We start from the raw sequence: 22,968 nt of genomic DNA, 5'->3' as shown, positions 1-22,968 counted from the left end.
TCAGGAGGTTTGGCCGTGGCTGCTGATCTGTCGACGATCGTGAAGGCGTACGACGTACGTGGGGTGGTCCCGGACCAGTGGGACGAGACGCTGGCCGAGCTCTTCGGGGCGGCCTTCGTGCGGGTGACCGGCGCGGATGCCCTTGTGACCGGGTACGACATGCGGCCTTCCTCGCCCGGCCTGTCGCGTGCCTTCGCGCGCGGTGCGGCGGCGCTCGGGGTGAATGTGACCGAGATCGGCCTCTGTTCGACGGACCAGCTGTACTACGCGTCGGGCGCGCTGAACCTGCCCGGCGCGATGTTCACGGCCTCCCACAACCCCGCCCAGTACAACGGCATCAAGATGTGCCGCGCGGGCGCCGCACCCGTCGGTCAGGACACCGGCCTCGCCGAGATCCGCGAACTGGTCGAGGGCTGGAGCGAGTCGGGCGCGCCGGCGTCGGCCGCCACGCCGGGAACGATCACCCAGCGGGACACGTTGGAGGATTACGCGGCGCACCTCCGCGGCCTCGTCGACCTGACCCCCATCCGCCCCCTGAAGGTCGTCGTCGACGCGGGCAACGGCATGGGCGGCCACACGGTCCCGACGGTCTTCGCCGGCCTGCCGCTGGACCTGGTCCCCATGTACTTCGAGCTGGACGGCACGTTCCCGAACCACGAGGCCAACCCCCTCGACCCGGCGAACATCGTCGACCTCCAGAAGCGCGTCCGCGAGGAGGACGCCGACCTCGGCATCGCCTTCGACGGCGACGCCGACCGCTGCTTCGTCGTCGACGAGCAGGGCAACCCGATCTCGCCCTCCGCGATCACCGCCCTGGTCGCCTCCCGCGAGCTCGCCAAGCACGGCGGCAAGGGCACGGTCATCCACAACCTGATCACCTCCTGGTCCGTCCCGGAGGTGGTGAAGGAGAACGGCGGCACGCCGGTGCGCACCCGCGTCGGCCACTCCTTCATCAAGGCCGAGATGGCCAGGACCGGCGCGATCTTCGGCGGCGAACACTCCGCCCACTACTACTTCGCCGACTTCTGGAACGCCGACACGGGCATGCTGGCCGCCCTCCACGTCCTCGCGGCCCTCGGCGGCCAGGACGGCCCCCTCTCCGGCCTCGTGGCCCAGTACGACCGCTACGCCGGCTCCGGCGAGATCAACTCCACGGTCGCCGACCAGACGGGCCGCCTCACCGCGATCCGCTCCGCGTACGAGGACCGGGAGGACGTCACCCTGGACGACCTCGACGGCCTCACGGTCTCTTCCGCCGACTGGTGGTTCAACGTCCGCCCGTCCAACACGGAGCCCCTCCTCCGCCTGAACGCGGAGGCGAGGGACGAGACGACGATGGCGAAGGTCCGCGACGAGGTCCTGGGGATCATCAGGGCCTGAGGGCCCAGAGCGGCCGCTGACGCTCGCCCCGGCCGGGGTCGGCCGCGGTCGTACCCAGCTGCGGCACGGGTGGGCGATGGGGGCCCCGCTCGAACGAAGCCGAGAGTGGGGGAGGCAGTCGGCAAGCGCCGGTGAGTGAAAACCCGTCCTCCGCCCAGCCGAAGCCGCCGGGCGCCTGGTGACGCCGAGCCCCGGCCCCACCGGGCGCCCACCCACCGAAGCCCAACCCCGGCGCCAACCCCCACGCGGCGGTACTCTGACCAGGCCGCACCGCACAACCCGCCCCCGAAGGGACCCGACATGCCGCTCGAAGCCGGCCTCCTGGAGATCCTCGCCTGCCCGGCGTGCCACGCCCCACTCACGGAGGAGGAAACGGAGCTGGCCTGCACGAGCCAGGACTGCGGCCTCGCCTACCCGATCCGGGACGGCATCCCCGTACTCCTCGTCGACGAGGCCCGCCGTTCCGCGTGACCGACGCGGTCAAGCTCTCACACAAGGCACAGCACGCACGAGCCGGAAACCCGGCGTAGGCGTACAGGCGAACGTAAAGGCGAAAAGGCGTAAAAGGGCACCCGGCGAATCGGAGGCTGCCGCCCATGCTCGACGAATCGCTGCTAGACACCCCCGACGCCCTGTCGGAGGCGGACCACCGCGGCCTGCTCCGCGGCGCCGCCGAGGCCGGCGCACGGGTCCGTACGGCCATCAGCCTCGGCATCGAGGCCGGCATCCCCGGCCTGAAACCGGACGGCCGCCCCCGTGCGCTCCTGATCGCGGGCCCCGGCATGGCCTCCGCGGGCGTCGCCGACCTGCTCGGCGCCCTCGCGGGCGCAGGCAGCCCCATCATCCGTCTCCACCCCACCGGCGTGGCCCCCGCTGCAGGCGCCCTCCGCTGGGAGCTGCCCGGCTGGGCGGGCCCGGTCGACCTCCTCCTGGTCGCCACCGCGGACGGCAGCGAACCCGGCCTGTCGCTCCTCGTCGACCAGGCGTACCGCCGCGGCAGCACGGTCGTCGCCGTCGCCCCGGCCGGCACCCCTGTCGCCGAGGCGGTGGAGGGCGCCCACGGCCTCTTCGTACCGATGGCGACGAGCCCGTACGAGCAGGAGGTGCCCCTCGGCGCGGCCGCCCCCGGCGTGCTGTGGGCGCTGCTCACCCCGATGCTCGCGCTCCTGGACCGCACCGGCCTGGTCGCCGCCCCGCCGGACGCCCTGCAGAAGGTCGCCGACCGCCTCGACGGGGTGGCCGAGCGCTGCGGCCCGGCCATCGCCACGTACAGCAACCCCGCCAAGACGCTCGCCGCCGAGCTCGCCGACGGGCTCCCGGTGATCTGGACCGAGGGCCAGGCCGCGGGCCCGGTGGGCCGCCGTTTCGCGGCCGCGCTCGCCGAACTGGCGGGCCGCCCCTCCCTCGCCGCCCAGTTGCCCGAGGCCCTCGCCTCGCACACGGTGCTGCTGTCCGGCCCACTGGCCGCGAGCGCCGACCCCGACGACTTCTTCCGTGACCGGGTCGAGGAGCCACCCGCCCTCCACGCGCGCGTAGTGCTCCTCCGCGACCGCCCGACGGGCGGTCTGAGCGCCGTACCGGCCGCCCGCGAACTGGCCCTCAGCCACGACACCGCGATCAGCGAGCTGGAACCCGAGGAAGGCAGCGATCTGGAGACGCTCGCGGAGATGATCGCCATCACGGATTTCGCCGCCGTTTACCTGTCGCTCGCTTCCAGAGCCTGATCTTTACCGGAGCCCGCCCCTGACCGGGGCCTCGGCAGGCTCCCCACCTACGGAGAAACACACACCATGGACCGCCTCGACAACACCGTCCGCCCCTACGCCTGGGGCTCGACCACCGCCATCCCCCAGCTCCTCGGCGTGGCACCCACCGGCGAGCCGCAGGCGGAGATGTGGATGGGTGCCCACCCCGGCGCACCCTCGCGTACCGGGCGCGGCCCCCTCACCGAGGTGATCGACGAGGCTGCGGAACGTGAGTTGGGATCTCGAACCGTCGCCAAGTTCGGCCCCCGCCTCCCGTTCCTCCTGAAGCTCCTCGCCGCCGGCGCGCCCCTCTCCCTCCAGGTTCACCCCAACCTCGAACAGGCCAGGGAGGGGTACGAGGACGAGGAGCGCCGGGGCATCCCGATCGACGCGGGCCACCGCAACTACAAGGACGCCAACCACAAGCCCGAACTGATCTGCGCCCTCACGGAGTTCGACGGCCTGTGCGGTTTCCGCGACCCGCTCCAGGCCGCCGACCTGCTCGCCGCCCTCGATGTCGACTCCCTCAAGCCGTACGTCGACCTCCTGCACGCCCACCCCGAAGAGGCCGCCCTGCGCGAGGTGCTGACCGCCGTCCTGGGCGCCGACCCGGAGGAGATGACCCACACGGTCACCGAGGCCGCGGCCGCCTGCGCCCGCCTCGGCGGCGCCTACGCCCCGTACGCCGACATCGCCCACCACTATCCGGGCGACCCCGGCGTCATCGCCGCCATGCTCCTCAACCACGTCCGCCTGCAGCCCGGCGAGGCCCTGTTCCTCGGCGCCGGAATCCCGCACGCCTACCTGAACGGCCTCGGCGTCGAGATCATGGCCAACTCCGACAACGTCCTGCGCTGCGGCCTGACCCCCAAGCACGTCGATGTCCCCGAACTCCTGCGCATCGTCCGCTTCGAGGCGACCGACCCCGGCGTCCTGCGCCCCGAGGCGTCCCCCGACGGCGAGGAGGTCTACGAGACCCCCATCGACGAGTTCCGTCTCTCCCGCTACGTCCTTCCCGAGGCCACCGCCCCGCACGACCTCACCCGCGCCACCCCGCAGATCCTCCTCTGCACGGCCGGTTCCGTCCGCGCGGGCGAACACACGCTCGCCCCCGGTGAGTCGGTCTTCGTACCGGCGGACGATAAGGCACTGGTGTCCGGACCGGGCACCCTGTTCCGCGCCACAGTGGTCGCCTGAACGGCGTGAACCCTTCCTGATCCACAGCCTGGCGTACCGACGTCGGACCGGGCTGCAACAATGCCCCCTGCAAAAGGCTGGCAAAGCCCGGCCGGTGACGGACGGAAGCGTGGGTACCCATGCCCATGCACAGACATATGCGTAGGCGAAGGGACACCTCGGACACATGAGCGCGTCAGGCGGCACCAAGGCGATCGTGGCGGCACTCGCCGCCAACCTCGCGATCGCGGTAGCGAAGTTCGTGGCGTTCCTCTTCAGCCACTCGTCGTCGATGCTCGCCGAGTCCGTGCACTCGCTCGCCGACTCCGGCAACCAGGCCCTCCTGCTCCTGGGCGGCAAGAAGGCCAAGCGCGAGGCGACCCCGCAACACCCCTTCGGCTACGGCCGCGAGCGCTACATCTACGCCTTCCTCGTCTCCATCGTCCTCTTCTCCGTCGGCGGCATGTTCGCCCTCTACGAGGGCTACGAGAAGATCAAGCACCCGCACGAGATCGAGAACTGGTACTGGCCGGTCGGCGTCCTCGTCTTCGCGATCATCGCCGAGTCGTTCTCCTTCCGGACCGCCATCAAGGAATCCAACGTCCTGCGTGGCAAGAAGTCCTGGACCGAGTTCGTCCGCCACGCCAAGGCCCCCGAGCTGCCGGTCGTCCTCCTGGAGGACCTCGGCGCCCTCGTCGGTCTGATCCTCGCCCTCGGTGGCGTCGGCCTCGCCCTGCTCACCGGCGACGGCATCTGGGACGGCATCGGCACCCTCTGCATCGGCGTCCTGCTCATCCTGATCGCGATCATCCTCGCCGCCGAGACCAAGTCCCTGCTCCTCGGCGAGTCCGCGGGTGCCGAGGACGTCGAGAAGATCGCGAAGGCCGTCGTCGACGGCGACACCGTCACCAGCGTCATCCACATGCGCACCCTCCACCTCGGCCCCGAGGAACTCCTCGTCGCCGCCAAGATCGCCGTCCAGCACGACGACACGGCCGCCGAGGTGGCCTCCGCCATCAACGCCGCCGAGGCCCGCATCCGCGAGGCCGTCCCGATCGCCCGCGTCATCTACCTGGAGCCCGACATCTACAGCGAGGCGGAGGCCGCCAAGGGCGCCGACCCCGATGCCGCCCCCGGCGGCCCGGCCCCCACCGCCGAGCACTGAACCACCGGCCACTCCGCAAGACGCCAGGGCCCGTCGTGAACCGCAGCGACGGGCCCTGCCCCGTCCCCGCCCATACGGTCTCCGCCGCGGGCCGCCGAACCCAACCACCCTCTTCGGCTTGATCTGTACGCAGCCGGACTGGGGCAGGCCGGGCCGACCGGTGTAGCTTGGGACGGAGCCAGACGTCGCTGCTGATGGCGGTCGGGCGGTCCCAGCGAGGACCGGCCGAGGGAGAGAGGGCCTCCGACGGACTGCGCTGCGCGCACGCGGGCATGCCTGTGTCCTCTTCGGGCACCCCTGTGTCCGCCGCCGCGCAGACCAGCCCTATCCACCCTCGACCCGACACCGAGGAGCAGCTCGTAATGACGACTGTCGACAACCGGCAGGACTTCAAGGTCGCCGACCTCTCCCTGGCCGAGTTCGGCCGCAAGGAGATCACCCTCGCCGAGCACGAGATGCCCGGCCTGATGGCGATCCGCGAGGAGTACGCCGCGGCGCAGCCCCTCGCCGGCGCCCGCGTCACCGGCTCCCTGCACATGACCGTGCAGACCGCCGTCCTCATCGAGACCCTGGCCGCCCTCGGCGCCCAGGTCCGCTGGGCCTCCTGCAACATCTTCTCCACCCAGGACCACGCCGCCGCCGCCATCGCGGTCGGCCCGAACGGCACGGTGGACAACCCGCAGGGCGTCCCGGTCTTCGCCTGGAAGGGCGAGACCCTGGAGGAGTACTGGTGGTGCACCGAGCAGGCGCTGACCTGGCCGGACAGCCCCACCGGCGGCCCCAACATGATCCTCGACGACGGCGGTGACGCCACCCTCCTCGTCCACAAGGGCGTCGAGTACGAGAAGGCCGGCAAGGTCCCTTCCGTCGACACCGCCGAGTCCGACGAGCACCGCGTCATCCTCGAACTCCTGCACCGCACCATCACCGACGGCTCCCAGAAGTGGACCCAGCTCGCCTCGGAGATCCGCGGCGTCACCGAGGAGACCACCACCGGTGTCCACCGCCTGTACGAGATGCAGCGCGACGGCGACCTCCTCTTCCCGGCGATCAACGTGAACGACGCCGTCACCAAGTCGAAGTTCGACAACAAGTACGGCTGCCGCCACTCCCTGATCGACGGCATCAACCGCGCCACCGATGTCCTCATCGGCGGCAAGACCGCGGTCGTCTTCGGTTACGGCGACGTGGGCAAGGGCTGCGCGGAGTCCCTGCGCGGACAGGGCGCCCGTGTGATCGTCACCGAGATCGACCCGATCTGCGCGCTCCAGGCCGCGATGGACGGCTACCAGGTCGCGACCCTCGACGACGTCGTCGACAAGGCCGACATCTTCATCACCACGACCGGCAACAAGGACATCATCATGGCCGCCGACATGGCCAAGATGAAGCACCAGGCCATCGTCGGCAACATCGGCCACTTCGACAACGAGATCGACATGGCCGGCCTCGCGAAGATCCCCGGCATCGTCAAGGACGAGGTCAAGCCGCAGGTCCACACCTGGAAGTTTCCCGACGGCAAGGTCCTCATCGTCCTGTCCGAGGGCCGTCTGCTGAACCTGGGCAACGCCACCGGTCACCCGTCGTTCGTGATGTCCAACTCCTTCGCGGACCAGACCCTGGCCCAGATCGAGCTGTTCACCAAGCAGTCCGAGTACCCGATCGGCGTCTACACGCTGCCCAAGCACCTCGACGAGAAGGTCGCCCGCCTCCACCTCGACGCGCTCGGTGTGAAGCTCACGACGCTCCGCCCCGAGCAGGCCGCGTACATCGGCGTAGACGTCGAGGGCCCGTACAAGCCGGACCACTACCGCTACTGATCCGCCCGGCGACGGGTGTGTCCGCACACTGACGCACCCACGTCGGCAGCAGCTCCCAGGCAGGCCCCCGCACCCCCGTGCCGGGGGCCTGCCCGTTCGGCTCCCCAGCCCGTCGGCCGGACCAGCCCGTCAAGATCCAGGACCCCCATGCCCCGCGGCCGGTATTCGCTTCACGACACGCACGACCACACCCTCCTCGCCGAAGAACACTTCCACTGCGCGCCCGGCCCCTCCGGCTGGCGTTATGTGTCCCAACTGACCACCCCCTCCGGCGACCACGCCGGCTCCGTCGACCTGGCCCTGGACGAACTCGGCCGCCCCATCCGCCTCGAACTCCACGCCGCGAGCTGGCAGGTCCGCGGCGCAGCCCTCGACGGCGTCACCTGGGTCCGTACCGACCCCACCGGCACGGAGGCCACCGAAGGCAACGTCCGCGCCCATTCCTTCACCGGCACCTCCCCGGCGTTCCTCATCGCCACCGCCCGTCTCCTACGCCTCACCCCCTCCGAGCCCGCCACCCGCGTACGCCTCGTCGCCTTCACCGACCCGGTCCTCGCCCCACGCACCCTCGACCAGTCCTGGGCCTTGATCGCAAGAGAAGCACACACCACTGACAACGGCCCTCTGACCGTGGACGAATACCAGGTCACAGCCCTGGACACGGGCGAGCAGCAGACCGTTCACATCGCGGGCGACGTCGTTCTTGCGGCACCCGGAATCGAGCTGGAGCACCTGGAAACACCGCCGTCGACGTTCGACTGACAGCGGCTTGGACGTGACGGGTCGTCGCTTACGCGGGCGGCGCGAACCCGGTGCCCGGCCGCTCGGCAGGCGGCCCCAGTGGCTCCTGCGGCGCCTCGGAAGCGCCCGGAGCCGTCGCGTCGGAAGCACCAGCCCCGGGTACGCCGGCGGCTCCCACAGGTGGCACATATCCCGAGGGATCGGCAGGCGGCGCCTGTCCCACAAAACCCTCAGGCCGCGCATACGCCGGGGCCACCGGAGGCTGAGGCATCGAGGGCCGAGCCATCGGACCACCCCACCCGGAACCACCGACCGGCGCTCCCCGCCCGACTGCCCCCGCGCCCCCGAACGCCTGGCGAGCCTCCCGAGCCTGCCGCTCATGCACCACGGCCGCCAGATACGCGCCCGGGGGCACTCCGTGCGGCGCCGGCGCCCCCGTACGCGCCGCGAGGTCCGAGGCGAGACGTTCCGCCATGGCAGCGCCGACATGCGGGTCCAGCTGCCGCATGCGCGTCAGGTACTGGCGGATGGCCAGCCACAGCCCGTCCGGAACGGCGGACAGGTCGAGCCCGGAGAATCGCCCGACCAGCCAGGGCGGCGGGGGCGGCATGAACGCCGTCTGCCCGGCCGGCACCCGCTCCCGCACGACCAGCGTCCCCGCGAACACGTCACCCAGCCGCCGCCCCCGCGCCGACACGAGCGAGGCGATGCACGCGACGACCCCGAACGTCATCAGGATCTCGACCACCCCGACCGCACCGCGCACCAGCGCGTGCCGGAACCGGATCGGCCCGCCGTCGTCCCGCACCACCCGCAGCCCGCAAGCCAGCTTCCCCAGCGAACGGCCATGGCTCAGCGTCTCCACCGCGATGGGCCCGCCCACCAGTACGAGCAGGAAGCTCGCGATGGATATCGCCATCTGCGCGGCCTCGTCGAGACCGGCCGTCGCCAGCACCAGGATCAGGACCACCGCGAAGTAGACGACCATGGCCACGATCAGGTCGACCAACACGGCCAGCGCCCGGCTCGGCAGCTTCGCGGGACGCAGCTCCAGCGCCACCGCCTCACCTGTCACTAGCTCACTCACACCCGTAGTCCTTCCGGTTTCATCCCTGACCTGCCCCGAGACTGGCCAGTCTGCCAAGCTGAGGTCACATCGCGCCGCAGTGCGATCAGTACGACAAGCTGACACGCAATACGAGAGGGACGAGGAGCAGCACACCCGATGGACCTCGATGTCTTCGTGTCCGCCCATCGCGCCGAGTGGGACCGCCTGGACGCCCTGCTCCGCCGCCAGCGCCGCCTCAACGGCGCCGAGGTCGACGAACTCGTCGCCCTCTACCAGCGCACCGCCACCCACCTCTCGCTGATCCAGTCCAGCGCCCCGGACCCCCAGCTCACCGGCCGCCTCAGCCAACTGGTGGCACGCGCGCGCAGTGCCGTGACAGGAAACCGACGCGCCTCCTGGCGCGACGTCACGCGCTTCCTGACCCATGGATTCCCGGCCGCGGTGTACCGCTCCCGCCACTGGTGGGTCCCCACAGCACTCCTCTCCACGCTCGTCGCCGTCCTCCTGGGGTGGTGGATCGGCGCCCATCCTGAGGTCCAGGCCACCATCGCGGCCCCCGACGACCTCCGCGAGATGACCCGTCCCGGCGGCCAGTACGAGACGTACTACTCCAGCCATCCCGCCGCCTCCTTTGCCGCCCAGGTATGGACGAACAACGCACAGGCCGCCGCGATGTGCCTCGTCCTGGGCATCTTCCTGGGCCTGCCGGTCCTCTGGATCCTGCTGCTGAACATGCTCAACCTCGGCGTGGGCATCGGCCTGATGTCCTCGGCCGGCCGCCTCGACGTCTTCCTCGGCCTGATACTCCCGCACGGCCTCCTGGAACTGACCGCTGTCTTCGTGGCCGCCGGCACGGGCCTACGCCTCGGCTGGACCGTCATCGATCCCGGTCCCCGTACCCGACGTTCGGCCCTGGCCGAGGAAGGGAGAGCCGCCCTCGGCATGGCGATAGGCCTGGCGCTGGTCCTCTTCGTCTCCGGCGCCATCGAAGGCTTCGTCACCCCGTCCGGCCTGCCCACCTGGGCCCGCATCACCATCGGCGTCCTCGCCGAGCTCGCCTTCCTCGCCTACGTCTATGTCCTGGGCGGACGCGCCGTCCGAGCCGGCGACACGGGTGACGTCGAGGAGCACGAACGCAGCGCTGCGGTCCCTACGGCCGCCTGATGTGCGGACACCCCCGCCGGGCTGTTAGTCTCCTCTTCGTTCCCGCAGGAGCTCTTGACACGGTGCGTGCGGGGAGGTAGATTTACACAGTTGCCTAGAGGTGGAGACGCCCCCGGTGACAGTGCACATCTGTCGGCTCCTCGTGAATGCGTTCCCGAGTGAGCCCCATCCGATGATTCAGAACGAGCGGCTGGTTAGTCCGGCCAAAAACTTCTGATAAAGTCGGACTCGCCGAAAAGAAAGCCGCAAGGCAATCAAATAGGCAAGGCCCTCCAACGGCCGCTGGAAATGAATTCCGACCGGGAACGGAACGGAAAACGGATCTGGTAAGGTTGGAAACGCAAGACCGAAGGGAAGCGCCCGGAGGAAAGCCTGAGGATAACTTGGGTGAGTACAAAGGAAGCGTCCGTTCCTTGAGAACTCAACAGCGTGCCAAAAATCAACGCCAGATATGTTGATACCCCGTTCCCGGCCATTCGGTTGGGGCGAGGTTCCTTTGAAATAAACACAGCGAGGACGCTGTGAACGGCCGGGCTTATTCCGCCTGGCTGTTCCGCTCTCGTGATGTGTGCACCCGATTACGGGTAAACATTCACGGAGAGTTTGATCCTGGCTCAGGACGAACGCTGGCGGCGTGCTTAACACATGCAAGTCGAACGATGAACCACTTCGGTGGGGATTAGTGGCGAACGGGTGAGTAACACGTGGGCAATCTGCCCTTCACTCTGGGACAAGCCCTGGAAACGGGGTCTAATACCGGATACAACACTCTCGGGCATCCGATGAGTGTGGAAAGCTCCGGCGGTGAAGGATGAGCCCGCGGCCTATCAGCTTGTTGGTGAGGTAATGGCTCACCAAGGCGACGACGGGTAGCCGGCCTGAGAGGGCGACCGGCCACACTGGGACTGAGACACGGCCCAGACTCCTACGGGAGGCAGCAGTGGGGAATATTGCACAATGGGCGAAAGCCTGATGCAGCGACGCCGCGTGAGGGATGACGGCCTTCGGGTTGTAAACCTCTTTCAGCAGGGAAGAAGCGAAAGTGACGGTACCTGCAGAAGAAGCGCCGGCTAACTACGTGCCAGCAGCCGCGGTAATACGTAGGGCGCGAGCGTTGTCCGGAATTATTGGGCGTAAAGAGCTCGTAGGCGGTCTGTCGCGTCGGATGTGAAAGCCCGGGGCTTAACCCCGGGTCTGCATTCGATACGGGCAGACTAGAGTGTGGTAGGGGAGATCGGAATTCCTGGTGTAGCGGTGAAATGCGCAGATATCAGGAGGAACACCGGTGGCGAAGGCGGATCTCTGGGCCATTACTGACGCTGAGGAGCGAAAGCGTGGGGAGCGAACAGGATTAGATACCCTGGTAGTCCACGCCGTAAACGGTGGGAACTAGGTGTTGGCGACATTCCACGTCGTCGGTGCCGCAGCTAACGCATTAAGTTCCCCGCCTGGGGAGTACGGCCGCAAGGCTAAAACTCAAAGGAATTGACGGGGGCCCGCACAAGCAGCGGAGCATGTGGCTTAATTCGACGCAACGCGAAGAACCTTACCAAGGCTTGACATACACCGGAAACGGCCAGAGATGGTCGCCCCCTTGTGGTCGGTGTACAGGTGGTGCATGGCTGTCGTCAGCTCGTGTCGTGAGATGTTGGGTTAAGTCCCGCAACGAGCGCAACCCTTGTTCTGTGTTGCCAGCATGCCCTTCGGGGTGATGGGGACTCACAGGAGACTGCCGGGGTCAACTCGGAGGAAGGTGGGGACGACGTCAAGTCATCATGCCCCTTATGTCTTGGGCTGCACACGTGCTACAATGGCAGGTACAATGAGCTGCGAAGCCGTGAGGCGGAGCGAATCTCAAAAAGCCTGTCTCAGTTCGGATTGGGGTCTGCAACTCGACCCCATGAAGTCGGAGTTGCTAGTAATCGCAGATCAGCAGTGCTGCGGTGAATACGTTCCCGGGCCTTGTACACACCGCCCGTCACGTCACGAAAGTCGGTAACACCCGAAGCCGGTGGCCCAACCCGTAAGGGAGGGAGCTGTCGAAGGTGGGACTGGCGATTGGGACGAAGTCGTAACAAGGTAGCCGTACCGGAAGGTGCGGCTGGATCACCTCCTTTCTAAGGAGCATCTAGATCTCGCAAGGGATCCAGAGCCACTACGCAGGCAAATGTTCTGCGGTGGTCAGCTCATGGGTGGAACGTTGATTATTCGGCTGGTTTCCGGGTCGGGGGCTGTGAGTACTGCTCGTGAGAGTGTGGAAAGCATGATCTTCGGGTGGGAGCTGGTCGGGCACGCTGTTGGGTGTCTGAGGGAATGAACCCCTCAGTTGCCGGCCCCAGTGCACTCGAACCGGTTGGTTCGGGGTGATGGGTGGTTGGTCGTTGTTTGAGAACTGCACAGTGGACGCGAGCATCTGTGGCCAAGTTTTTAAGGGCGCACGGTGGATGCCTTGGCACCAGGAACCGATGAAGGACGTGGGAGGCCACGATAGGCCCCGGGGAGTCGTCAACCAGGCTTTGATCCGGGGGTGTCCGAATGGGGAAACCCGGCAGTCGTCATGGGCTGTCACCCTTGCCTGAACACATAGGGCAAGTGGAGGGAACGCGGGGAAGTGAAACATCTCAGTACCCGCAGGAAGAGAAAACAACCGTGATTCCGGGAGTAGTGGCGAGCGAAACCGGATGAGGCCAAACCGTATGCGTGTGAGACCCGGCAGGGGTTGCGTATACGGGGTTGTGGGATCTCTCTTTCACAGTCTGCCGGCTGTGAGGCGAGTCAGAAACCGTACAGGTAGGCGAAGGACATGCGAAAGGTCCGGCGTAGAGGGTAAGACCCCCGTAGCTGAAATCTGTACGGCTCGTTTGAGAGACACCCAAGTAGCACGGGGCCCGAGAAATCCCGTGTGAATCTGGCGGGACCACCCGCTAAGCCTAAATATTCCCTGGTGACCGATAGCGGATAGTACCGTGAGGGAATGGTGAAAAGTACCGCGGGAGCGGAGTGAAATAGTACCTGAAACCGTGTGCCTACAAGCCGTGGGAGCGTCGCGTTGAGTACTTGTACTCAACGTCGTGACTGCGTGCCTTTTGAAGAATGAGCCTGCGAGTTTGCGGTGTGTTGCGAGGTTAACCCGGGTGGGGTAGCCGTAGCGAAAGCGAGTCCGAACAGGGCGTTTGAGTAGCACGCTCAAGACCCGAAGCGGAGTGATCTAGCCATGGGCAGGTTGAAGCGGAGGTAAGACTTCGTGGAGGACCGAACCCACCAGGGTTGAAAACCTGGGGGATGACCTGTGGTTAGGGGTGAAAGGCCAATCAAACTCCGTGATAGCTGGTTCTCCCCGAAATGCATTTAGGTGCAGCGTCGTGTGTTTCTTGCCGGAGGTAGAGCACTGGATAGGCGATGGGCCCTACCGGGTTACTGACCTTAGCCAAACTCCGAATGCCGGTAAGTGAGAGCGCGGCAGTGAGACTGTGGGGGATAAGCTCCATGGTCGAGAGGGAAACAGCCCAGAGCATCGACTAAGGCCCCTAAGCGTACGCTAAGTGGGAAAGGATGTGGAGTCGCACAGACAACCAGGAGGTTGGCTTAGAAGCAGCCACCCTTGAAAGAGTGCGTAATAGCTCACTGGTCTAGTGATTCCGCGCCGACAATGTAGCGGGGCTCAAGCGTACCGCCGAAGTCGTGTCATTCCAGCATGTAGGGCCAACGCCCGCTGGGATGGGTAGGGGAGCGTCGTCTGCCGGGTGAAGCAGCCGCGGAAGCGAGTTGTGGACGGTTGACGAGTGAGAATGCAGGCATGAGTAGCGATACACACGTGAGAAACGTGTGCGCCGATTGACCAAGGGTTCCTGGGTCAAGCTGATCTGCCCAGGGTAAGTCGGGACCTAAGGCGAGGCCGACAGGCGTAGTCGATGGATAACCGGTTGATATTCCGGTACCCGCTGTGAAGCGTCAAACATCGAACCCATTAATGCTAAGGCCGTGAAGCCGTTCCGGACCCTTCGGGGAAAGGAAAGTGGTGGAGCCGCTGATCCAAGGTGGTAGTAGGTGAGTGATGGGGTGACGCAGGAAGGTAGTCCATCCCGGGCGGTGGTTGTCCCGGGGTAAGGGTGTAGGACGGTGTGTAGGTAAATCCGCATGCCATGTGTCTGAGACCTGATGCCGAGCCGATTGTGGTGAAGTGGATGATCCTATGCTGTCGAGAAAAGCCTCTAGCGAGTTTTATGGCGGCCCGTACCCTAAACCGACTCAGGTGGTCAGGTAGAGAATACCGAGGCGTTCGGGTGAACTATGGTTAAGGAACTCGGCAAAATGCCCCCGTAACTTCGGGAGAAGGGGGGCCATCACTGGTGAGGGAACTTGCTTCCTGAGCTGGGGGTGGCCGCAGAGACCAGCGAGAAGCGACTGTTTACTAAAAACACAGGTCCGTGCGAAGCCGTAAGGCGATGTATACGGACTGACGCCTGCCCGGTGCTGGAACGTTAAGGGGACCGGTTAGTCACTCTTCGGGGTGGCGAAGCTGAGAACTTAAGCGCCAGTAAACGGCGGTGGTAACTATAACCATCCTAAGGTAGCGAAATTCCTTGTCGGGTAAGTTCCGACCTGCACGAATGGCGTAACGACTTCTCGACTGTCTCAACCATAGGCCCGGTGAAATTGCACTACGAGTAAAGATGCTCGTTTCGCGCAGCAGGACGGAAAGACCCCGGGACCTTTACTACAGTTTGATATTGGTGTTCGGTTCGGCTTGTGTAGGATAGCTGGGAGACTGTGAAGCTTGGACGCCAGTTCAGGTGGAGTCGTCGTTGAAATACCAGTCTGGTCGTGCTGGATGTCTAACCTGGGTCCGTGATCCGGATCAGGGACAGTGTCTGATGGGTAGTTTAACTGGGGCGGTTGCCTCCTAAAGAGTAACGGAGGCGCCCAAAGGTTCCCTCAGCCTGGTTGGCAATCAGGTGGTGAGTGTAAGTGCACAAGGGAGCTTGACTGTGAGACCGACGGGTCGAGCAGGGACGAAAGTCGGGACTAGTGATCCGGCGGTGGCTTGTGGAAGCGCCGTCGCTCAACGGATAAAAGGTACCCCGGGGATAACAGGCTGATCTTCCCCAAGAGTCCATATCGACGGGATGGTTTGGCACCTCGATGTCGGCTCGTCGCATCCTGGGGCTGGAGTCGGTCCCAAGGGTTGGGCTGTTCGCCCATTAAAGCGGTACGCGAGCTGGGTTTAGAACGTCGTGAGACAGTTCGGTCCCTATCCGCTGCGCGCGCAGGAATATTGAGAAGGGCTGTCCCTAGTACGAGAGGACCGGGACGGACGAACCTCTGGTGTGCCAGTTGTCCTGCCAAGGGCATGGCTGGTTGGCTACGTTCGGGAGGGATAACCGCTGAAAGCATCTAAGCGGGAAGCCTGCTTCGAGATGAGTATTCCCACCCACTTGATGGGTTAAGGCTCCCAGTAGACGACTGGGTTGATAGGCCAGATATGGAAGCCCTGTAAGGGGTGGAGTTGACTGGTACTAATAGGCCGAGGGCTTGTCCTCAGTTGCTCGCGTCCACTGTGTTGGTTCTGAAACCACGAACAACCCCACGTCTCCACGGAGCGTGGTGCGGTTGATTGTTTCATAGTGTTTCGGTGGTCATAGCGTGAGGGAAACGCCCGGTTACATTCCGAACCCGGAAGCTAAGCCTTACAGCGCCGATGGTACTGCAGGGGGGACCCTGTGGGAGAGTAGGACGCCGCCGAACAAATATTACGGAAAGGCCCACACCTCACGGTGTGGGCCTTTCTGCGTTTTGGGGTGCTCCCTTTCCAGGGTTACGCGCCTTTGAATCAGAGGGATTAGAGGCGGCCTGCTGCCTTCAGGGCCAGATAGGCATCGGCCAAGGCCGGCGCCAGGTTCTCCGGAGTCGCATCGACGACTGTGACGCCGTGCCGGCGGAGTTGTTCGGCGGTGCGGTGGCGGTCTGATTGGGCCTGGGCGGCTGCTGCGGCCTCGTAGACGGCTTCTGTGGTGCCTCGGGAGTTGGCCATACGGGCGATATGCGGGTCAGCGACCGAGGCCACCAGAAGCGTATGACGTTGGGTGAGGCGGGACAGGACGGGGAGCAGGCCCTGTTCGACGGGCGCCGCGTCGAGGGTCGTGAGGAGGACGATCAGGGCGCGGCGGGAGGCCGTACGGAGTGCGGTGGCCGTGAGGCCGCGGGCGTCCGTTTCGACGAGCTCGGGTTCGAGGGGAGCCATCGCGTTGACCAGGGACGGGAGGACGTCGCCGGCTGTGCGGCCCTGGACGAGAGCTCGTACGCGGCGGTCGTAGGCCAGGAGGTCCACGCGGTCGCCGGCGCGGGAGGCGAGGGCGGCCAGGAGGAGCGCGGCGTCCATGGAGGCGTCGAGGCGGGGGGCGTCGCCCACGCGGCCCGCGGAGGTGCGGCCGGTGTCCAGGACGAGAAGGATGTGGCGGTCACGTTCGGGGCGCCAGGTGCGTACCGCGACCGAGGACTGGCGGGCCGTGGCGCGCCAGTCGATGGAGCGGGTGTCGTCGCCGGGGATGTACTCGCGGAGGCTGTCGAACTCCGTGCCCTCGCCGCGCGTCAGGAGGCTGGTGCGGCCATCGAGTTCGCGCAGACGGGCCAGCTTGGAGGGCAGGTGCTTGCGGCTGTTGAACGGCGGGAGCACGCGTACGGTCCAGGGGACCTTGTGGCTGCCCTGGCGGGCGAAGAGGCCGAGGGGGCCGTACGAGCGGACCGTGACTTTGTCGGCTTGGCGGTCGCCTCTGCGGGTGGGGCGCAGGCGCGTGGTGACGCGGCGGCGTTCGCCCGGGGGGACCGTGAGGCGGTGGCGGGATGCGGCCACTTCGGTGCCGGTGAGCCAACTGCTGGGGGGCCAGGCGTCGCGGAGGTGGGCGCGCAGAGGGCGGTTGGAGGGGTTGGTGACCGTGAGGGTGACGTCCGCGGTTTCGCCCAGACGTACGGAGGTGTCGCCGGAGCGCGTGAGGCCCAGGCGGCGCACGGGGGCGGCGAGGGCGTAGTCGCAGGCGCACGCCAGGGCCAAGGGGGCGTTCACGGCGAGGATGCCCGTCCAGCTGGGTTCCCAGATGCCTACGGGGAGGGTGCCGAGGGCCGCGAGGAGTGCGGCGCGTCCAGTGGGGGCCATCAGCGGGGGACGGGGACGTGGGCGAGGATCGCGTTGATGACCGAGTCGGCCGTCACGCCTTCCATCTCGGCCTCCGGGCGGAGCTGCACGCGGTGGCGGAGGGTCGGGAGTGCCAGTGCCTTGACGTCGTCGGGGATGACGTAGTCGCGGCCCGTCAGCCAGGCCCAGGCGCGGGAGGCCGCGAGGAGGGCCGTGGCGCCTCGGGGGGAGACGCCGAGGGTGAGGGACGGGGATTCGCGGGTGGCGCGGCAGATGTCCACCACATAGGCGGTGATCTCGGGGGAGACCGTCGTCTTGGCCACGGCGGCGCGGGCGGCTTCGAGGTCGGCCGCGTTCGCGACGGGGCGTACGCCGGCGGCGCGCAGGTCGCGCGGGTTGAAGCCCTCGGCGTGGCGGGTGAGGACGTCGATCTCGTCCCGGCGGGACGGGAGCGGGACCGTCAGTTTGAGGAGGAAACGGTCCAGCTGGGCTTCGGGGAGGGGGTATGTGCCCTCGTACTCGACCGGGTTCTGGGTGGCGGCGACCAGGAACGGGTCCGGGAGCGGGCGCGGGGTGCCGTCGACCGTGACTTGACGCTCCTCCATGGCCTCCAGCAGGGAGGACTGGGTCTTCGGCGGGGTGCGGTTGATCTCGTCGGCGAGCAGCAGGTTGGTGAAGACCGGGCCGGGCTGGAAGGAGAACTCGGCGCTGCGGGTGTCGTAGACGAGTGAGCCGGTGACGTCGCTCGGCATGAGGTCCGGGGTGAACTGGACGCGCTTGGTGTCCAGCTCGAGTGCGGATGCCAGGGCGCGGACGAGCAACGTTTTGGCTACTCCAGGGACTCCTTCCAGTAGGACGTGTCCGCGGCACAGGAGGGCGACGACGAGGCCGGTCACGGCGGGGTCCTGGCCGACCACGGCTTTGGCGATCTCGGCGCGCAGGGCCTCCAGAGAGGCTCGGGCGGCGCCCGGGTCCTCGGTGGTCCCGGCGTTGTCAGTGGTCGGGTCCATCATGAACGGCGTACCTCTCTTTCGAGGGCGTCGAGTTGGTCGGTGAGGGCGATGAGGGCCGTGTCGTCGCTGGGCGGCGGGCCGAAGAGGAGCGCGTGCAGGAACTGTCCGTCGCCGTGGAGATGGGCGGACAGGGCGGGGAGCAGGGCCTCGGGCGTGTGCGCCCGGGAGACGGGGACACCTACGAGGGGGGCGAGGCGCGTGCGGGTGGTGGAGCGAAGAGCGGCGGCCGCGCGGTCGCGGGCGTTGGCCTTGCGGTAGAGGCGGGCGCGGCCTTCGACGGTTTCGGAGGCGCGGATCGCGACGGGGAGTTTCTCGGGCACCAGGGGGCCGAGTCGGCGTGCCCGCCAGAAGGCGGCCACGGCTCCGGCGACGAAGAGCTGCACGGTGCCCCAGAGCCAGCCCGAGGGGAGCAGGTCCAAGAAGCTGCGGCTGCCGGAGTCGGTGGCCGAGTCGTCGGAGAGCGAGGGGAGGTACCAGACGACATGAGGGCGCGAGCCGAGGAGCTGGAGGGCGAGCGAGGCGTTGCCCTGTTCGTCGAGGCTGCTGTTGTAGAGGATGTCGGGGGCGCCGAGTACGACGGTGTCGCCGTCCCCCTCGGCTGCCGGGACGCGCACCAGGGTGGGCAGGCCCTCGTCGGGGTAGCAGGTGTCCGCCGCGCGGGCCGTGACGTGGTAGCGAATCCCGCCGGTGTCGGCGCTGCCCGCGCGGCGGGCGGCTGCCAGGTCGCAGCGGGGCACGAGTGTGGAGTCGAAGCTGAGGACGGAGTCGGCGGTGACCCCGGGGGCGAGGGTGTTGACGGACGAGGAGCCGGGGGCGATGAGGACCGTACGGCCGCCGGAGGTCTCGGTCGCCGTGCGGAGGCGGCTCTGCTGGGAGTCGGTCAGCAGGTCCGGGACGGCGATCAGGAGCGTGGTGTCGGGGCCGGCGGCGGCGCTTGCCTCGTCGAGAGTGGTGACGAGTCGGGTGGACACGCCTTGGTCGGCGAGGAGTTCGGCGACGGCGCGGCTGCCGTTGGTGTCGGCGGAGCGCGGGTCGAGGCGGCCGTGTTCGGCGCCGGATCGGATCACGGCGATCACGACGGCCGCCGCCAGGAGGATCACGGCCGCGAGCACGACACCGCGCGCGCGGGTCCACACCTGGCGGGTGGTGGGCGAGACCGAGGTGGGCGGGAGCGTGGCCTCGGTGGTCATTCGGCGGCTCCTCGGCGGCTGCTGTGGGCCGTGCTCGCGGTGCTGGCGGTGTTGCTCGCCAGGGCGGGCTTGGTGCGTTCCAGGTCGTCGTCGAGGGCGGCGAGCCGACGGTACGTTCCTTCGGCCGCGGACCGGCCGCCGTACGTGACGTCGTCGAAGTCCCGGGCGGCGGCGCGCAGTCGGTCCGCCTGGGCGGGAAGGACCAGGCCCGCTTCGGAGGCCGCCTCGTCGGCGGTGCGCCCGGGGCGCGCGTCGAGCAGGGCGCGTTCTTCCAGGGAGCGGACAACGCCACGCATGCGTTCCTGGACGGCCTGGTTCCAGTGGCCCTGGGCGGCCTGTGCCTCGGCGGCCGCGCGGTGTTCGGCGGCGCTGCGGGGGCCGTCGTCGAAGAGCACGGCGGACGAGACAGGGGGGCGGCGAGGGGTGCCGAGGCGCCACCACAGCGCTCCGAGGAGGGCCAGAACGGCCAGGACGATGACGACGAGGCCGAGTGTGCCGCCGGGGGTGGCTGCGGAGGCGGCGCCGAACAGCTTGTCGAGCCAGTCCCAGAAGGCGTCGATGGCCCGCTCGTACCAGCTGGGGTCGTTCTCGTGGTACATGCCCTTGGACAGCTCGCGCTGCGCCGCCTCCCGCGCGGGGTCGCGCGGGAGGGTGACGGGTGGCTCGTCCGCCGAGCGCCACGACATCGGTACGGCTGTCAGCGCTCCCCCCGACAGTCTCACCGCATCAGCTCCCCGGGGTGGCGGCGGAGGTGTCGCCGCCGTAGCCCTGGACACCGGCGGCGCGGCCCAGTTCGAGGTCGAGGGCCTCGCGGCGGATGCGCTGGTCGATGTAGAGGAGGACGGTGACGCCGGCGCTGATCGGGAAGGTGACGGTGGATCCGATCACCGCGCCGACGCCGCTGATGACGAGGTACGTCCAGCCGATGTTTGCGCCGCCGGAGGCGAGGAAGTCGGAGATGCCGTTGCCGTCCAGGAGAGCGGCCACGACGGAGAAGGGGATCACGACGATCGACGCGACCACGTAGGCGATGATCGCGGCGAGCAGTTGGATGCCGAGGACCCGCCACCAGGAGCCACGCACCAGTTTGACGGAGCGGTTCATCGACTTCCCCACGCCCTGCTTCTCCAGCATCAGCGCGGGCGAGGCGAGCGAGAAGCGGATCATCAGCCACACGGTGAGGACGAAGGCACCGAGTCCGCCGAGGAGGGCGAGGAGTACGCCCGCACCGGTCGAGCCCCCGGCGGCGATGAGGACCCCGGGCAGGATGCCCACGGTCATGATCAGGCCGGCGATGACGAGCAGCAGGAGGGTCAGGCCGCCCAGCCTGAGGAGCTGCGGGCGGGCGTCCCGCCAGGCCTCGGCGGTGGTCACCGGCTTGCCGAGGACGGCTCGGCTGGTCACGGTCGTGAGCAGGGCCGTCGCGATGATGGTGCCCAGCAGGGAGATCACCAGGACGGCGGAGGTGGTCAGCAGGGTGTCGCCGAGGGCGCGGCCCAGCTCGTCGGGCGTGGCGGTCGGGTCGCTGAGGACGTCCGAGTTCGCGGTGTCGTTGAGGACGAGGCCTTGGAGCAGGATCGCCGCGATCTGGGTGATGACCGCGACGGTCAGGGAGATGCCGAGGACTGTGCGCCAGTGCGTGCGCATGGTGGAGACCGCGCCGTCGAGGATCTCGCCGATGCCGAGCGGGCGCAGCGGGATCACGCCGGGCTTGGCCGCGGGCGGGGGGCCTCCCCATCCGCCGCCCCAGCCGGGAGCGCCGTAGCCCGGGCCGGGGACGCCGTAGCCGGGGTGGCCGCCGGGCGGGCCGTAGCCGCCGGGGCCGGGGTGCGGGGGGCCGGGATGGGGTGCGCCGGGATGTCCGCTCCAGCCCGGGACAGGCGGCGGTGGTGGCGGGGTCTGGCCGGGGCTCTGCGGGCTCGGAGCGGTCCACTGGGCGGGTGGTGGCTGTTCCTTGGACCACTTGGACGGCGGCTGCGCCTGGTCCGCGCCGCTGTGGTCCGCCGGCTGCGCGGAGCCCTGCTGGTCCGGCTCCTGGCCGTCCGAGGGGGCGGATCCGGGCGAGGCCCAGCCCGGAGTGTCCTTCATCGTCGCTCCTTCACGGTGCTCGTCCGCGGTCGCGGCGGCAGCTTGGCGCCCATCGTGCCACGCGCTGTCCGAGAAGTGACCGGGGGCCGTATGCGCTGCGTACCTTCAATTGTCCGACGGATACGGGGCAGACTGACGGCATGGCTGATCAGTACGCGCAATCCGGCGACGACACCCGGCCGACCGAGATACCCGCGATCCGTTGGGACGAGCCACCTGAAGGCCCCGTCCTGGTCCTCCTGGACCAGACGAGGCTGCCGGCCGAGGAGGTCGAGCTGGTGTGCACGGACGCGCCCGCGCTGGTGGAGGCGATTCGTTCGCTCGCCGTCCGCGGGGCGCCGCTGCTGGGGATCGCCGGGGCGTACGGCGTCGCGCTCGCCGCCGCGCGTGGGTTCGACGTGGAGGACGCCGCCGAGGCGCTCGAGGGTGCCCGGCCCACCGCGGTGAACCTCGCCGTCGGTGTGCGCCGCGCACGGTCCGCGCACCGGGCCGAGCTCGGCCGGACGGGCGACCAGGAGCAGGCCGCGCGGGCGGCGCTTGCCGCGGCGCGGTCGCTGCACCGGGAGGACGCCGAGGCGAGTTCCCTCATGGCCGCGCACGGGCTGGCGCTGCTCGACGAGCTGCTGCCGGGCGGCGGGCACCGGGTGCTCACGCACTGCAACACCGGTTCGCTGGTGTCGGGTGGTGAGGGCACGGCGTTCGCGGTGGCGCTCGCCGCGCACCGGTCGGGGCGGCTGCGTCGACTGTGGGTGGACGAGACGCGGCCGTTGCTGCAGGGTTCTCGGCTGACCGCTTATGAGGCGGCGCGCAGCGGAATGGCGTACACCTTGCTCACGGACAATGCCGCGGGTTCGCTCTTCGCGGCGGGGGAGGTGGACGCGGTGCTGGTGGGGGCCGACCGGATCGCCGCCGACGGATCGGTGGCGAACAAGGTGGGGACTTACCCGCTCGCGGTCCTTGCCCGGTATCACCACGTGCCGTTCATCGTGGTGGCGCCGGTGACGACGGTGGATCCGGACACCCCGGACGGGGCGTCCATCGAGGTGGAACAGCGCGCGGGTCATGAGGTGACCGAGATCACGGCACCTCAGGTGCCGGTGGCGGGAGCAGAGGCGGGAGGCGGGATCGCGGTGGCACCCCTGGGGACCCAGGCGTACAACCCGGCGTTCGACGTGACGCCGCCCGAGTTGGTGACGGCGATTGTCACCGAGGAAGGGGCTGTGTCGCCCGTGACCGCCGATGCGCTTGCCGAGCTGTGTGACAGGTCACGCCAGGTAACGATTTAGTT

15 protein-coding genes and 3 rRNA genes are annotated in these 22,968 nt (G+C 68.1%); 12 read left to right on the top strand and 6 right to left on the bottom strand.

All coding sequences use genetic code 11. The features are described 5' to 3' along the window. Positions 1-15 precede the first annotated feature (15 nt). From JIX55_RS21210 to JIX55_RS21180, 7 genes are all read left to right on the top strand, one after another. Positions 16-1,380 carry a phosphomannomutase/phosphoglucomutase gene (locus tag JIX55_RS21210; protein ID WP_257564877.1) on the top strand — a complete coding sequence of 455 codons (1,365 nt, stop codon included), beginning with the start codon at positions 16-18 and terminating at the stop codon, positions 1,378-1,380. A 300-nt stretch (positions 1,381-1,680) separates the two neighbouring features. Then, on the top strand, positions 1,681-1,851 hold the full coding sequence (locus tag JIX55_RS21205; RefSeq protein ID WP_257564876.1) for a Trm112 family protein: 171 nt from the start codon (positions 1,681-1,683) through the stop codon (positions 1,849-1,851). Between the two features lie 125 nt (positions 1,852-1,976). Further along, positions 1,977-3,104 carry an SIS domain-containing protein gene (locus tag JIX55_RS21200; protein WP_257564875.1) on the top strand — a complete coding sequence of 376 codons (1,128 nt, stop codon included), beginning with the start codon at positions 1,977-1,979 and terminating at the stop codon, positions 3,102-3,104. 66 nt (positions 3,105-3,170) lie between these two features. Further along, positions 3,171-4,322, top strand: coding sequence for a mannose-6-phosphate isomerase, class I (gene manA, locus JIX55_RS21195; protein WP_257564874.1), 1,152 nt, complete (start codon positions 3,171-3,173; stop codon positions 4,320-4,322). Positions 4,323-4,488: 166 nt separating this feature from the next. Further along, positions 4,489-5,466, top strand: coding sequence for a cation diffusion facilitator family transporter (locus JIX55_RS21190; protein ID WP_257564873.1), 978 nt, complete (start codon positions 4,489-4,491; stop codon positions 5,464-5,466). Between the two features lie 362 nt (positions 5,467-5,828). After that, a complete protein-coding gene (gene ahcY, locus JIX55_RS21185; RefSeq protein WP_257564872.1) occupies positions 5,829-7,286 on the top strand; it encodes an adenosylhomocysteinase in 1,458 nt (485 codons plus the stop codon). Between the two features lie 147 nt (positions 7,287-7,433). Beyond that, positions 7,434-8,048, top strand: a complete 615-nt coding sequence (locus JIX55_RS21180) for a hypothetical protein (RefSeq protein WP_257564871.1) — start codon at positions 7,434-7,436, stop codon at positions 8,046-8,048. A 28-nt stretch (positions 8,049-8,076) separates the two neighbouring features. Here the strand turns inward: JIX55_RS21180 and JIX55_RS21175 are convergent, their stop codons facing one another. Continuing rightward, complete coding sequence (locus tag JIX55_RS21175) at positions 8,077-9,114, bottom strand: RDD family protein (RefSeq protein ID WP_257564870.1); 1,038 nt, start codon at positions 9,112-9,114, stop codon at positions 8,077-8,079. Positions 9,115-9,252: 138 nt separating this feature from the next. On the opposite strand from JIX55_RS21175, the gene JIX55_RS21170 reads away from it, so the two are divergent. The 4 genes from JIX55_RS21170 to rrf all read left to right on the top strand — a co-directional run bounded on the left by JIX55_RS21170 (position 9,253) and on the right by rrf (position 16,005). Beyond that, the gene (locus JIX55_RS21170; RefSeq protein ID WP_257564869.1) at positions 9,253-10,260 is read left to right on the top strand and encodes a stage II sporulation protein M; all 1,008 of its coding nucleotides are present in this window, start codon (positions 9,253-9,255) and stop codon (positions 10,258-10,260) included. Positions 10,261-10,851: 591 nt separating this feature from the next. Next, positions 10,852-12,377: ribosomal RNA gene (locus JIX55_RS21165) — 16S ribosomal RNA — on the top strand. Between the two features lie 300 nt (positions 12,378-12,677). Next, positions 12,678-15,800, top strand: a 23S ribosomal RNA gene (locus JIX55_RS21160). Between the two features lie 88 nt (positions 15,801-15,888). Continuing rightward, positions 15,889-16,005: ribosomal RNA gene (rrf, locus tag JIX55_RS21155) — 5S ribosomal RNA — on the top strand. Together the 16S, 23S and 5S rRNA genes form the textbook arrangement of a ribosomal RNA operon. A 94-nt stretch (positions 16,006-16,099) precedes the next feature. Here rrf and JIX55_RS21150 read toward each other — a convergent pair. The 5 genes from JIX55_RS21150 to JIX55_RS21130 are packed head-to-tail and all read right to left on the bottom strand — an operon-like array spanning position 16,100 to position 21,680. Beyond that, positions 16,100-17,410, bottom strand: coding sequence for a DUF58 domain-containing protein (locus JIX55_RS21150; protein WP_257564868.1), 1,311 nt, complete (start codon positions 17,408-17,410; stop codon positions 16,100-16,102). Further along, positions 17,410-18,399 (bottom strand): AAA family ATPase, encoded by a 990-nt coding sequence (locus JIX55_RS21145; RefSeq protein WP_257569415.1) that lies wholly within the window; start codon positions 18,397-18,399, stop codon positions 17,410-17,412. The genes JIX55_RS21150 and JIX55_RS21145 overlap by 1 nt, the downstream gene beginning before the upstream one ends. After that, positions 18,399-19,592: a DUF4350 domain-containing protein gene (locus tag JIX55_RS21140; protein ID WP_257564867.1), complete on the bottom strand. Its 1,194-nt coding sequence runs from the start codon at positions 19,590-19,592 to the stop codon at positions 18,399-18,401. The genes JIX55_RS21145 and JIX55_RS21140 overlap by 1 nt, the downstream gene beginning before the upstream one ends. Further along, positions 19,589-20,278 carry a DUF4129 domain-containing protein gene (locus JIX55_RS21135; protein ID WP_257569414.1) on the bottom strand — a complete coding sequence of 230 codons (690 nt, stop codon included), beginning with the start codon at positions 20,276-20,278 and terminating at the stop codon, positions 19,589-19,591. Before JIX55_RS21135 ends, JIX55_RS21140 begins: the two co-directional genes overlap by 4 nt. A gap of 40 nt (positions 20,279-20,318) precedes the next feature. Further along, positions 20,319-21,680 carry a glycerophosphoryl diester phosphodiesterase membrane domain-containing protein gene (locus JIX55_RS21130; protein WP_257564866.1) on the bottom strand — a complete coding sequence of 454 codons (1,362 nt, stop codon included), beginning with the start codon at positions 21,678-21,680 and terminating at the stop codon, positions 20,319-20,321. A gap of 140 nt (positions 21,681-21,820) precedes the next feature. Here JIX55_RS21130 and mtnA point away from each other — a divergent pair, with 140 nt between their 5' ends. Continuing rightward, on the top strand, positions 21,821-22,966 hold the full coding sequence (gene mtnA, locus JIX55_RS21125; RefSeq protein WP_257564865.1) for an S-methyl-5-thioribose-1-phosphate isomerase: 1,146 nt from the start codon (positions 21,821-21,823) through the stop codon (positions 22,964-22,966). Positions 22,967-22,968 lie beyond the last annotated feature (2 nt).

The sequence above is a fragment of the Streptomyces sp. DSM 40750 genome, from assembly GCF_024612035.1.
Classification (GTDB): domain Bacteria; phylum Actinomycetota; class Actinomycetes; order Streptomycetales; family Streptomycetaceae; genus Streptomyces.
The sequence above is the reverse complement of the archived record's forward strand: the minus strand, read 5'-3'. Positions and strand labels throughout refer to the sequence as shown.

Bases quoted from the DNA above. Each gene is read 5' to 3' on its own strand.
- JIX55_RS21205 (WP_257564876.1), top strand. From the start codon at position 1,681: ATGCCGCTCGAAGCCGGCCTCCTGGAGATCCTCGCCTGCCCGGCGTGC.
- JIX55_RS21200 (WP_257564875.1), top strand. From the start codon at position 1,977: ATGCTCGACGAATCGCTGCTAGACACCCCCGACGCCCTGTCGGAGGCG.
- manA (WP_257564874.1), top strand. From the start codon at position 3,171: ATGGACCGCCTCGACAACACCGTCCGCCCCTACGCCTGGGGCTCGACC.
- JIX55_RS21190 (WP_257564873.1), top strand. From the start codon at position 4,489: ATGAGCGCGTCAGGCGGCACCAAGGCGATCGTGGCGGCACTCGCCGCC.
- ahcY (WP_257564872.1), top strand. From the start codon at position 5,829: ATGACGACTGTCGACAACCGGCAGGACTTCAAGGTCGCCGACCTCTCC.
- JIX55_RS21180 (WP_257564871.1), top strand. From the start codon at position 7,434: ATGCCCCGCGGCCGGTATTCGCTTCACGACACGCACGACCACACCCTC.
- JIX55_RS21170 (WP_257564869.1), top strand. From the start codon at position 9,253: ATGGACCTCGATGTCTTCGTGTCCGCCCATCGCGCCGAGTGGGACCGC.
- JIX55_RS21150 (WP_257564868.1), bottom strand. From the start codon at position 17,410: ATGGCCCCCACTGGACGCGCCGCACTCCTCGCGGCCCTCGGCACCCTC.
- JIX55_RS21145 (WP_257569415.1), bottom strand. From the start codon at position 18,399: ATGGACCCGACCACTGACAACGCCGGGACCACCGAGGACCCGGGCGCC.
- JIX55_RS21140 (WP_257564867.1), bottom strand. From the start codon at position 19,592: ATGACCACCGAGGCCACGCTCCCGCCCACCTCGGTCTCGCCCACCACC.
- JIX55_RS21135 (WP_257569414.1), bottom strand. From the start codon at position 20,278: ATGTCGTGGCGCTCGGCGGACGAGCCACCCGTCACCCTCCCGCGCGAC.
- JIX55_RS21130 (WP_257564866.1), bottom strand. From the start codon at position 21,680: ATGAAGGACACTCCGGGCTGGGCCTCGCCCGGATCCGCCCCCTCGGAC.
- mtnA (WP_257564865.1), top strand. From the start codon at position 21,821: ATGGCTGATCAGTACGCGCAATCCGGCGACGACACCCGGCCGACCGAG.